Origin of the sequence: Parabacteroides distasonis ATCC 8503 (genome assembly GCF_000012845.1) — a bacterium.
Lineage (GTDB): Bacteria > Bacteroidota > Bacteroidia > Bacteroidales > Tannerellaceae > Parabacteroides > Parabacteroides distasonis.
Window position 1 is genome coordinate 1,562,201 of sequence record NC_009615.1, and the last position, 13,126, is coordinate 1,575,326.

Below are 13,126 nucleotides of genomic sequence, written 5' to 3' on the forward strand. Positions count from 1 at the left end.
CGTACGCTTCTTTCCTCATCAGATATAGATGAATAAAAAGGAGTTATAAAGTTCAGAAAACCATAGCGAACCTCTTCATTGGGAAATTCGAGTTTATAAAGTTTAAAACGGGGATCATACTCCTTTATGGTCAAATATCCACTCTGATAAAGAAGGGGGATCGGATTATTCCGTTCCGCACAGTATTCGGTAAAGGCCGAAGCTTGTGTCTCTACGCCATCAATCAGGATACGCAGATCAAACTCGCTTTTCTTTAATAATTCGACAAGAAACGTAGGCGTACCGGTCTGAAACCAATAATCGCCAAACTCTCTCTTCCGCAAGGCACTCAATGCGCTGAATGGATTAAAGACACCTTCTCGACTCGGATGAAAATGATACCCGTCATATTGCCGCACCATTGTCTCCACGGTCTCTTTCCTTGATAAGGACTGCATCTGTCCCAACTGCTCTAATTCCGGTGTTAGATTATCGACCAACTCCGCATGGGTAATCCCGCAAAGTGTCGCATAGTCATAGTCTAAACTTATATCATTGAGTTGGTTCAAATCACTGAAAACACTCACTTGCGCAAATTTGGTAACTCCGGTAAGAAAGACAAAACGTAAATAACGATCCGCACTCTTGAGCACTCCATAAAACGCTTTCATGATATGTCGATACGCCTCTTGCAAGGGTTCGTTATGAATCGTTTGCAAAAGAGGTTTATCATATTCGTCAATCAAGACTACTACTTGTCTGCCCGTTTGTTCCCATGCACGACGAATCACGTAAAAAAAACGTTCTTCCGGAGCTCGCAATTTCATCTCATCGCCGTAAACAGCCTCCCACATTTCAAGATATTGGTTCAATATAGCCACCAAATCTGCCTCCGACTCATATTTGCGTGCGTTCAAATCCAAATGCAATACCGGATAAACATTCCAATCCTGCTCTAGCTGATCGATAGCCAATCCTTTAAACAGTTCTTTTTTCCCTTGGAAATAGGCTTCTAACGTAGATATCAATAAACTTTTCCCAAAACGGTGAGGACGACTCAGAAAGTAAGGCTTACCTTTCGTCACCAATTGGTAAATCAAGGCAGTCTTATCCACATATAAATAGTTCTCATTCCGAATATTTTCGAAACTCTGTATTCCTATCGGTAATTTACGCATAGTCGTCATAACCTTTTTTCTTACTACACCTGTTGTCGAACAAAGATAGAACTTTTTTCCGGAACAAGTCTCCGATTTTAGCTTTCACTCTATGAAATACTCAATTTTTTCTACACTAATAGAGGGCGATATTTTACTTTCCATAAGCTGGAAGTAGAATATCGCCCTCTATTTTACAAGACAGTTTGTCTATGAGTAAGCACTAGATCTAAGGCATACAAATATTTCACTGAGTAAGATCACCTCATAGCCTTAGCAAAAGCTCTAATCGCATAATGAATAAAATAATAAACAGCCTTATACACCGGCAAATCCATCTCATTTCTCAAAATGTTCCACTGCCAACGCATGGCTTTTAATTTATTCGAAGAGACCGAATGGTCACTAACTCGGTAAAGAGCCGTCACCGTATTTGTGTTCTGCGCTTTATACCCTTGCTTTAAGATAGAAAGCCAACATACATAATCCTCATGCCCAATTTCCTTGAAAAATATCTTTCCCGTCAAGGCTGAATCATACATGGCTGTCAAGCATCCTATACAATTCCCTTTCAACAACAAACGATAATCAACCTCACAAGGAGCTATTACCTCACGCCCGCATCGCTCTCCGCCTAGACTTACTTTCTCATAGTTAGAGAAAACAATAGCGACCTCGGATTTCTCGAAGACTTTTAACTGATCGCTTAGCTTATTCGGTAACCATATATCATCGCTATCCAAGAAAGCAATATACCGTCCTTTCGCTTCCTTTATTCCCATATTACGGGGTAACGTAGGCGAACCGGATGGTTTATCCGTCCGTAAATATCGAATACGGGAATCTATTCTCGCATACTTTTGAATGATTGAGAGTGAATCATCACTAGAACAATCATCCACAATAATCATCTCCCAATCCCCAAACGATTGAGCCAATACGGACTCAATCGCTTGGGATATAAAAGGAGCCGCATTATAACACGGGGTTATAATGGATACAAGAGGCAACACGTTAAATACAAATGATTATTTAAATAAATAACGTTTCAACTTAGCGAATGCCTTAAGCGAACGTTTCAAGTCTGAAGGATTACGCAAACCGACTCTCAGCCTGTGTAAAATGTAACTGGCACGTAAATAATATTTCTTCCGTGCCCTATTACAGAAATCAACCATTTCCCCTGCGGAAAGATCCGGTAAAGACAATACGGTGTTATGTGTACCATCCGGCAAACAATACTTCTCATAATCCGTCTCTATATAGTTATTTTCCCTCGCCCACTGATAAGCCTCCGTACCGGGATAAGGTATCAACGGGAAAAACTGGGCGGTATCCGTATTCAACCTTAACGCTAACCGAAGAGTCTCTTCCATGGTTTCCCGGGTTTCGCCTTGGTTACCGACCATATAACAAGCATGTATTAACAAGCCCGCCTTTTTAGCGTTGGCAACATACTGATAGAAATATTCCACCTTCGTTCCTTTCTTGATGTTATCCAATATCTGTTGGCTACCACTCTCTATACCCGGAATAATCAAACGACATCCGGCCTTTTTCATAGCCAACATCGTTTCCAAATCAAGGTCCACACGAGCATTACATAACCATTTCAGCCGTTTATTCAATTTCTTTTCCACTAACAAACGACAAATGTCCAATACTCGCTTCTTATTGGCTGTAAATGTATCATCCTCGATTACTACCTCCTTCACATCTGGGAAATTAGCGGCAATGTATTCGAACTCGGCCACCACATTCTCTGCGGATCGTGCCCGAAAAGCATGCCCATGCATCGTTTGCGGGTAGACACAGAAATTACAACGGAAGGGACATCCACGCCCGGTAAATATCTGGATAGAGGGATATGTGGCAGCAGCGAAAAAGTAATCCCTCTCATTTAAATGTTCCTTGATAAATTGAGAAGCGAAAGGAAGATCATCCAAATTCTTCATCGGTGGCATAGGCGCGGTTCGTACAAACTCCTTCCCGTCCCAAAAACAAAGCCCTCGAACCTCCCGCAGATCCTTTCCTGCGTCCAGAACATTCGCTAGCTCATTCACGATACAATCATATTCCCCAATAGCGACCGCATCCACCGCATTCGAATAACCCAACGTCTCTTCTGCGCAAGCCGAAGGATGAGTCCCCACAAGCACGACAAACGAGTGAGGATACAATGCCTTCAGCTTCCCGGCAAAAGCAACGTCACTTTTAATGGAAGGCGTACTTGTATCTAAAACAAACAATGAATGCTCATTATCCGTCTTCCGAATAATGTTTAAAGACTGTTCCTCATTTAACTGTTTAGCTGGAGCATCCAAAAAAGAGACATTATGTCCCTGTTTGCTTGAATACAAAGCCGCATAAATCAGCCATAGAGGATAATATAAAGCCCCACTTTTCGTAATTGCCGGACTACGGGATTCTCTGGAGAACTTCCCGAATTCGGCTTTGAAAGGGGGATTGATGAAATAGATGTTCATAATAAATCTATCGGGTTCTTAGTTTGTTAAACATATATATCGCTGTTCTGAATGACAGAACATAAAGCATAATCAGTAAATAGTAAAAAGGGAAGAATGAGATTCTATACAAAACAGCTGAAACCAAAAGCAGCAGAAAATAAGCGATGACTCTGAATCCATACAATCTGGATACATCGTAGCGGATAATATATTTCCGAAAACAAATATTGGTTGTTATATAAGGAGGCTTGGACGATTTAAACTCTAATGTTCGTACAAATGAATGTATCAGCAATAATAACACTAATAGAGAAACGGATATGTTCTCGGGAAACAACAGGAAAGGGATAATGTAACGCAAACTTGAAAGAATGAAGTACAAAAACATCTTTACATATCCACTAAGACTATTGTACAGCAAGAACGAGATGAGCAACACCAATAACCCCACGGCAAAATAGATAGTGTGCGCATGGGGGAAAAAGAAATGGAGCATCGTTAAAAATGCAATTGTCTGGATAATACGGGAAATATACACCACTCGCTTATGCTGATAATAAAAATCCAGTTCCGTCCCGTTGAGTCTCCATGTCGGACTGTCATCCCTTTTGACTGTCTCCGTATCATTCTGAATATAGCCTATTTCATACACACATTCTACTATTAGCAGCGTTGATAATGACAAAGCCAACGTCTGAACGGTAAAACCCGTTTGCATTCCGTACAAAAAGACGATGGGCAGCAGATGGGTAAAAAACAACGATACGACCGCATGAGGCCTTGTCCGAAACAAATAGACCAAGGGGACGCAGAACAACGTAAAGTACTTTAAATACATATAGATTTAATTTTTAATGATTTAGGACAAATATAATCTCCCAATATATTATCTCCTATATGAAGAACATCCTGAGTTCTATAGCCTGTATTTTTCAAAACAAACCGAAACATATTACCTGTAGATTTCAATACACCAGTAGCAGATGAAACATATAATTTAGAATGATACCGGTAACCATTGGCATATAATATTTCTTCTATAAAACCAACAGGAAGATACATATCCGAAATAATAATAACTTCTTTCCTTAAAAAGGCAGCATAATCATATAAGGCTTTTATTTCCTGCCTTGCTGAAAGCTCAATGCGTTCTATCTTCAATTCCAATTGGAGCAACAAATCTCTTACCTCTTTATCGTAAGGTAGCATATTATAAATGGAATAGATATTCGTTTCCTCAGTTAAAGATTGTTTTTTGGATTTCAATTCAGCTTCTATTCTTATTTGCTTAAAGCCCCGAATCGGAATTGAACTCAATTTATTATATTCTTTTTCCACTAGGTCGAATACATCTGAAGGAGTTGATACTTTCCTTTGTAAAAGAGTATCAAAAATATCAAAAGAAATCACAGAGTATTTATTGATCGCTTTCTTTATCCGATTCAGATCCGATTCTATCACACATCTACAAAGGACACTTTGTAATAATTCTTTAACTCTCATAATAAAGTTAGTGATCAATATGTGAAAGTATAATTTTAGCGACCTCCTCTGTGGCTGTCCCTTTCTCATAAGAACCTAGATTTTCATGATGTCGTATCATAGCTTGCTTAAACTTATTCTCATCAAAAGCCTCTATCTGTTTTCTCAATTCCTCATTTGTCTTGCAAATAGGGAATCCCCACTCTTCTATAGGTGTATAGAAGTCTGTTTTTTTCTTATATTCTTCTAAATCAGGAGTAAAAAGAAAACAAGGGCGATAGGTAAATGAATAATCCCAAACGCTCGATGAATAGTCTGTTATTAACATATCTGCAGTACATAACAAATCTTGCATTTCTGGATAGTCTGAAACATCTCTTACAGTGGACGTATATTCATGCATTTTTGAATTAAACGAAAGACTATTAAATAAACACATATGATATCTTAAAAATAGAATGACTCTTTTTGCAGCAAAGCGTTTTTTTACAGCTTCCAATAATTCATTTTCTTTCAAACTCCAATCATAAGACGGACTTGATGTCGTGTTTCTAAAAGTTGGTGCATACAATACGACAAAATCAGATTGTTTAATATTAAATCTATCACGAATACAATTTGACAATTCATTCATTTTTTGAGCACTAAAAAACACATCATTTCTAGGTAATCCTAATTTAACAAATTTATCCTCATGCAAATTCCACGCAGAACTCATACATTTTGTAGTAGAATAGCTCGATGATAAAAAATAAGAAGTAGCCTTAGAGAAATGCAAAATTGATCTATTATATAACCACTGACATCTTCCAATGTCATAAAAATCTTTTTCTATTTTCTTATACGCTCCTCCTGCATGCCAAGTATTAATAACTATTTGGGTCTTTCGAAAAGGAATATAATCATATCCTCCAATATTTGTTATATAAACTTTTGCAGTCATTAAATATTTAAAATAACTTAAAGAAAATCTCTTAACACACTTAATATCAGCATATTCATTATTGCATTTCGGCTTAACACTCCAAGCAATCTCAACATTACTACCTACTATTTTCTCAATATTATCATAAATATAAAATGGATTGCAACAAATTCTTTCACCTGAATAACTTTCAAATAACACCCTATTTGACTTTACTCTAAACACATAGAATACACGCAAGAGAAATCGTAAGACTTCTTTTACACAAAGCTTAAGTATCATAAATTACTATTTTATATATGACATAAATAAAGGAATCGTATCTTGTAGAATACATCCTTGTTTAAAAATTCCGGCTGTTCCTCCCACGAAAATAGAGGCTCCCAATTGACGCATATATTTCGCTCTCTCAGTACTGACACTTCCATCTACACATATTTCTACATTTCCATAATTATGTTGATCCAAATATTGACGAGTTTCACCTACTTTTTCCATCATTCCATGAATCATCATTGTTCCAGCAAATCCGGGTACAATAAGCATCAATAATATAACATCAACATAAGGGAGATATTTACGTACCTCATCTATAGAAGTATCCGGATTTAAGGCTAATCCAAATTTCGCACCCCTCTGTTTAATAAAAGCCGCATTCTCCAAAACACTTTCTTTACATTCACTATGAATAGATACAATATCCCCATCTCTAATGTCCATTGAACGGATAATTGTACGAGGATGTTCCATAAGCAAGTGAATATCAACTGGAAGACCCGTAATCTTTCGAATAGAATTAACCACATCAGGACCAAATGTAAGATTTGGGACAAATGCAGCGTCCATTATATCTACATGTAAATAATCAACTCCATTTTCTTCTAAAATATGGATGTCACGCTCCAAGTTTACCAAGTCAGCACACATAAGCGAAACGGATAATTTAGATATTCTATTCATGATCTACCAACATTACTTTATTTGAATAAATAGAATTATCACGCATAAGCATCAAGCCTTCCATTAACTGGCTAAAATCCAAACGATGGGTAATCAATCTTTTGAGATCCAATTTTTCATTCTCCAACCAATATAAAACTTGAGTCCAATCATTATCATTGATGCCAAAACTAGAGTTCCAAGTACCATAAATCTGCAATTGCTTTCGCAATAGTTTCCAATAAAAATCTTTCTCTAAAGTCATATCATCAATTGGATTACCTAAAGCAACAATAGTACCCGAAGATTTCACTATTTTCAAGCTAGTATTGAACGACATAGATGCCCCAGTCCCCTCAAAAACAATATCGGCTCCGGAGCTATCTATATTCCTTGATACCCATTCAGATACATCTGAAGTAGTAGAATTACAGATATTCTCTACCCCATAAGTCTTTGCAAAATCCAACTTTGTTTGAGTCCTACCTACTAATACCACTTTTGATGCTCCCAAAAGTTTTACCATTTGAGATAATATCATCCCAATTGTTCCTGGACCGATAACAACAACTGTATCTCCTTTTTTAAAACCAGATCGTTTTAATGCATGTAAGGCAACCGCTGCTGGTTCTAGCATAGCCGCTTCTTCATAACAAACGCAATCCGGAATCTCCAAGAGATTCCAAACAGGAACAGCAACATATTCCGCAAAACCCCCATTACATCTTGATCCTAAGTAATCATAATTCGAACATAATTCATATTCCTTATTTTTACAATTATTACACTTAAAACAAGGTTTCAAAGGGAAAACAGACACTCGCTTACCCAACCAAGATAAATATGTTGAACTTCCAATATCACTAACTACACCTGAAAATTCATGACCTATAACAGTAGGAAAATGATATGTTCCAGTTTTAAATACTCTAGCAATATCCGATCCACAAATCCCAGCCGCCTTAACTTTAACTAATACTTCATCTGATTTTAATCTAGGCAGTGGTATATTCGTATACTTTAAATCACCTATACCAAATAACACATTTGCTTTCATTTTTCCAACAATAATTTTAAACGAACTAAATCCTCCGGTACCGTTACTTTAAAATTTCGTTCATCACCTTTTATTAACTTTACTTTCATTCCTGCCTTATAAGCTATTTCTGCACTTCCTCTCACCAGTAACAATTCTTCCCTATTCATAGACTTACAAGCATTTATATATTTCCCTAATTTAAAAGCTTCAGGAGCTTGTCCTGCAAATAATATATCTCTATTAAGGACAGAAGATATGCTCAGTCCATCATAACTTTCATATATCGTATCCTTCATTGGTAAAACAGGCATAGCCCCATCATATTTTTGGCATACATTGATACATTCATCAATAAGTACATCTGTTACAAGTGGGCGTGCTGCATCATGAATAATAACAATATCAGATGGGGCATAAAACATTTCTGCCACCTTTAACGCATTGAATATCGTATATTGCCGACTTTCTCCTGAAATAGCAAAATGAATAGGGATATCAAAACTATTAGTTTCATCTTCCAGAATTCGTTTCCATTTCGGATCTATAGCGATAATAAGGCCATCTATGTGCTTATTACACACAAAACATTCTAAACTATAAGATATTATCATTTTTCCATGTATCTTCAAATATTGTTTAGGTATATCACACTCCATACGAGATCCAGATCCACCGGATAATATTATCGCAACATTTCTAGTCATAATCACTTTATAATAAATACAAGAACAACACTATCTAATAAAATAAAACGCAACATTATTAAAAAATAATCTAATAATCATTTTCCACCGACCATCCACTCCCTCTTAACTGATGATGTTTTTCTCTTTCAGGATCAAGGGACTTATCAAATACGGAACTGTATGGATAATAACGTGAATAAGTGTAGCTTCCTCCTATAATATCTTCATTCAACCAAGCTTTAGCTCCAAAAAACAGAGGGAATAGGAGTAATACACAGAAAACAAGGATTTTCTGTCTGCGTACAATACGGTCGATCAATATCCCTTTGGCGAACATGACGGATAAGAAAAGCGTGAAGAAATAGAAATAATCAACCATTCTATACAGGATCATAAGGCTGTATCTTGCACATACCAATAGGAGAGCTATACATACACACGTTTGAAACAGATCTTGCTTCAAGCGGATATACTGGGGATATATCACCTGCGTTTTATGAAGCATGAATACATAAACGATCAACTGCGCAACCATCCACACATAGTTGATTATACTCAAGTCTTTGTTTCCAAACCACTCACTTGTGGCATACGCTGTTATACGTGAAGCCATATCTTCACTGGGGAGAAACAATGACGCACCCTCTGCTATAGGAGTCATAAAATCCTTTCCGACAAGTATCGGGACAATCATCGCTACACAAAGGAGCCAGTAAATAGCAGGCTTTCGTGGAATTAGGTAGTAACCGATAACAAACAGGAAAACCGCGAAAATCGTGAACACGTGAAACAGGACTGCAACCAAGAAATATAGCAGGAACTTCTTGGTTTTCCCGTCATTGACGGCTAATATACCCAACAAGAAAAAAATGATGGATAAGGATCCTCTCATATGTTCCATACTCGTAGCCGTATAACGGCCTATGAAAAAACAGAGAAGTATGAAAAAGCATAGAGAGGGACACACTTTTTTTATGAAATATGCTATCATCCCTATACCGAAAGCCGCCACAACAAATTGGAACAGTAAAAAATCGTTCCAAATCGTCTTGCAGGTCGCTTGCAACAGAACCCATAGCGGCATTTTCATCACTGATTCAAAATCGCTCCATTCCAAATGGAACAAGTCATGACTAAAATAAAAATCAGACGCATACGAAACCGTATCTGAGCCTACCCTCCAGCGAAGCCCCGCCACCAGTATCAGCAGAGTTACAGCTATCCTGTAATGCGTCCACCTATAATCTTCCCGCCCAAGAATATCATAGCGGACAGACAGATACAGCAGGTAAATGAAAACAATCAGGTATATCATCGCCTTTTCTTTATCATTTCCAATAGATACCAAGCCTCCCGGGATCCGGTAAGCAACGTTACCGCCATGTAAAGCACGATCCCTGCGGCTGTTCCCGCGGCGAGCGACACCGCATCGGAGCTTATCATATGGTCTAACAGGTAAACGCCCGTACCCATGACCGCCGCATACGCCAGTATCGGCAGCATGGACTTCATTTCAGATGCGAAGGTCACTCCGGGCAGTACACGTGCCGAAAATACAGTGATCACATAGACATCTGCCACATAATAGAGCAACATTCCTATGCAAACCACCTTGATACCCCAAAAGAGGGAAAATACCAAGATAGAGATAGCGATCACTTTCTTTATTATCTCTGCCTTCAGACAATAATCACTCCTGTGCTTTGCGTTCAACAACTGCCAGCTCATGTTCGAGGCCGGCCACCAAATCCAAGCGAAGCAAAGAATACGTATCAAGGGAACAGTCTCTATCCATTTGTCCGTCAACAATAATCGCACCACCGGCTCCGCCAGGGCAGCCAATCCCATCATCAACGGGAAAAGGACGAAACAAGTCATGCGCAGCATCTGGAAAAAACGCCGTTGCAACTCCTCTTCATTATCTTGCAGCTCACACTCTATCGGATAGGCTACACGGGCTACAACATCGTTAACAGCCGTCGGGACAAAACTTGTCATCTGTGTGGACTGGCTATACAAACCTGTCGCTGCTGATGAATAAAACTTTCCTATCAACAAAAAACTTCCATTCGCATAAATAGCATGCAAAGTCCGACTCATCAACAATCTCGATCCAAAACCAAATAATCCCTTAAAGGAACGGATGGAGAAAACGAATGAGGGCATCCAACCCGCCGATACCCAAAGCAACGCCACATTCAAGAAATTCTGTAAAAGCGGTTGCCACACCAATGTCCAGACACCGAAACCATGATAAGCCATCCAAATCCCCACGCATCCGCTCACAGATATGGCGATAATAGAAATCCAAGCTTGTCTACGAAAATCCATCGCTATATTCAATTTCGCTTGTTGCACCGTACGGAACGCATTGATAACAAATATCAAGGCCATCCATACCAATAATTCCTCCAATAGAGGCTCATCATAAAAACTGGCGATGAAGGGTGAGCACAAAAACAATACGGCATATATCAATAATGATACCCCTATATTGAACCAAAACGTCGTGGAAAAATCAACCTCTGTCCTGTCTTGTTTCTGAATAAGAGCCTCCACGAAACCAGAATCCACAAAGACCTGCGCCACCACCAAGAAAATTGTAAGCATCGCAACCAAACCATAATCAGACGGTGATAATTGACGAGCAATAAGGATTGAGAACAATGTCATGAGACCTTGCCGAAGGAATTTCTCTACAGCACTCCATGCGACACCTCGCAATGCTTTCTTTTTTATGGATTCTGACATATAATCACTATATCTCCTATTTGTTCCAATAAAAACACCTTATAACATAAAGCACTTCTTTATTTAGAGCAAGTTACTTGAAACATCTACACCAACCTATTTTGTATAATCCCATCATTCAACCCTGCATAAGGGCTTCATACAGCACTGCATAAGATGGTTATACAAGGCTGGAGAAGGGATCATACAGCGAGCCAATCCCTTTTTATGAAGAGAGAAGGCTCGCCGTGCCCCTTCCTTTAAATCTCGTCCGGACTCTCGCTATCACTACCGCCATCAGCAGGGCGACCACCGATCCAGACCGGCACGCTTACGCTACGGGGCGTTTTCAAGAGACGGTTTGATGTGGAATACTGCGTCGTCACCGTCAGCGTATACTCACCTTCCGCCAGATCAGCCGGCAGGAGCAACGTGAGCGAGGAGGGATTATTGATCGTGATCAGATCGTCCGTTAATTTTGTGACAGCCTTCGCCGCATTGGTCAGCGTAACGCCTACCGACTCGTCGTCGCCAACCACTTTTAGCATGGCGCCGCGCACGAAGAAGTTGCGGCCCGCCGTAGCGCTACCATCCTTCAAGCCCGTCTTCTTATCCTCAGTCTCGAGGATGTACATGATGTTCGACTTCTCGCCGAGGATCTCAACCGAGGTTTTGGCGATCTCCTCGCGCAGCACTTTGTCCTGCGTGAGAGAGACGTAGATGGAGTTTCTCTCCTTGTTCCACACACCGCCCTCGATCACGCCGGTCAGTTGGGCAACGGCACGGAACAGGCCCGTGTTCACACTGTAACCGTTCAAAATCAAGTCCATCAGCACACGGTGATAGAGCGTCACTGAATGGTGAAGCGTCTCCGGGCGCAACCCCGTGTCTTGCTTGTACATCTCCTCCAGCACATCATCCAAAGTTAAACTTCCGGCCGAAGCCAATAACAAGATCTTATCGGTCTTATTGTCAGTGGTCACCGAATTGTCGATAAGCCAGCCTTTCAATACTTTCTTCATGGTATTCTTGATTTAAAGGAGGGCAGAATTGCTCTCCTCGGTTATCCTTATCTAGAATTTCTTCCCGAACGCAATGTTCAAGAACGTCTTCACCAATATCTTGAAATCGAACCACCACGAGCGGTGCTCCAGATAGAACAAGTCATAGCGTAAGCGGCGGAGCATCTTCTCCAGCGTATCCGTATAGCCGTTGTAGAGCGTGGCGTAAGAGGTCACCCCTGGACGGATCTGGTACAAGAAACGATAGCGGGGATCACGTTCCATGATCTGGTCGATGTAGAACTTCCGTTCCGGACGGGGACCGATGAAGGCCATATCACCGATGAATACATTCCATAATTGGGGAAGCTCGTCCAAATGATGCTCGCGCAGGAACTTGCCCACATGCGTCATACGGGGATCAGCGCCTCCCTTGTAAAGGGCGGGGCCGAACTTCTCTGCGTCCAAACGCATGCTGCGGAACTTATAGATATGAAACGGATGGCCGAAACGGCCAATCCGCTCCTGCCTGAAAATGGCAGGGCCGCCATCCTCGCGCCTCACGGCGATGTAGCAGATCAAGAACAAGGGGGAGAATACGACCAAGGCGATAAAGGCCAAAAGACAATCCCCTATACGCTTCACGTTACGCTCGAAGGCGGTCATCCCATCCGGGATAAAATCAGTAGATTTATCAACACTCTCTTTTATAAGCATGGC

The 13,126-nt window shown here is 40.0% G+C and carries 11 protein-coding genes and 1 pseudogene; all 12 read right to left on the reverse strand.

Going from position 1 to position 13,126, the window contains the following annotated elements:
- Window positions 1–8: 8 nt before the first annotated feature.
- A pseudogene (locus BDI_RS06720) lies at window positions 9–1,166 on the reverse strand (AAA family ATPase); the annotation flags it as partial.
- Window positions 1,167–1,396: 230 nt separating this feature from the next.
- Entirely contained in the window at window positions 1,397–2,149 is a 753-nt protein-coding gene (locus BDI_RS06725; protein ID WP_005856427.1) for a glycosyltransferase family 2 protein, read from the reverse strand.
- 15 nt (window positions 2,150–2,164) lie between these two features.
- Complete coding sequence (locus tag BDI_RS06730) at window positions 2,165–3,622, reverse strand: B12-binding domain-containing radical SAM protein (RefSeq protein ID WP_011966407.1); 1,458 nt, start codon at window positions 3,620–3,622, stop codon at window positions 2,165–2,167.
- An 810-nt stretch (window positions 3,623–4,432) separates the two neighbouring features.
- Complete coding sequence (locus tag BDI_RS06740; protein WP_102949687.1) at window positions 4,433–5,107, reverse strand: hypothetical protein; 675 nt, start codon at window positions 5,105–5,107, stop codon at window positions 4,433–4,435.
- Window positions 5,108–5,114: 7 nt separating this feature from the next.
- Window positions 5,115–6,293, reverse strand: coding sequence for a CDP-glycerol glycerophosphotransferase family protein (locus BDI_RS06745; protein ID WP_011966410.1), 1,179 nt, complete (start codon window positions 6,291–6,293; stop codon window positions 5,115–5,117).
- Between the two features lie 6 nt (window positions 6,294–6,299).
- The gene (locus BDI_RS06750; protein ID WP_011966411.1) at window positions 6,300–6,971 is read right to left on the reverse strand and encodes a ribulose-phosphate 3-epimerase; all 672 of its coding nucleotides are present in this window, start codon (window positions 6,969–6,971) and stop codon (window positions 6,300–6,302) included.
- Window positions 6,964–8,007: a galactitol-1-phosphate 5-dehydrogenase gene (locus BDI_RS06755; RefSeq protein ID WP_011966412.1), complete on the reverse strand. Its 1,044-nt coding sequence runs from the start codon at window positions 8,005–8,007 to the stop codon at window positions 6,964–6,966. The genes BDI_RS06750 and BDI_RS06755 overlap by 8 nt, the downstream gene beginning before the upstream one ends.
- Window positions 8,004–8,693, reverse strand: coding sequence for an IspD/TarI family cytidylyltransferase (locus BDI_RS06760; RefSeq protein WP_011966413.1), 690 nt, complete (start codon window positions 8,691–8,693; stop codon window positions 8,004–8,006). The genes BDI_RS06755 and BDI_RS06760 overlap by 4 nt, the downstream gene beginning before the upstream one ends.
- Window positions 8,694–8,763: 70 nt before the next feature.
- A complete protein-coding gene (locus BDI_RS06765) occupies window positions 8,764–9,990 on the reverse strand; it encodes an EpsG family protein (protein ID WP_011966414.1) in 1,227 nt (408 codons plus the stop codon).
- Window positions 9,987–11,426 (reverse strand): lipopolysaccharide biosynthesis protein, encoded by a 1,440-nt coding sequence (locus BDI_RS06770; protein ID WP_011966415.1) that lies wholly within the window; start codon window positions 11,424–11,426, stop codon window positions 9,987–9,989. Before BDI_RS06770 ends, BDI_RS06765 begins: the two co-directional genes overlap by 4 nt.
- Before the next feature lie 239 nt (window positions 11,427–11,665).
- Window positions 11,666–12,427: a DNA-binding domain-containing protein gene (locus BDI_RS06775; RefSeq protein ID WP_011966416.1), complete on the reverse strand. Its 762-nt coding sequence runs from the start codon at window positions 12,425–12,427 to the stop codon at window positions 11,666–11,668.
- Window positions 12,428–12,478: 51 nt separating this feature from the next.
- A complete protein-coding gene (locus tag BDI_RS06780; protein ID WP_011966417.1) occupies window positions 12,479–13,123 on the reverse strand; it encodes a sugar transferase in 645 nt (214 codons plus the stop codon).
- Between the last annotated feature and the right edge of the window lie 3 nt (window positions 13,124–13,126).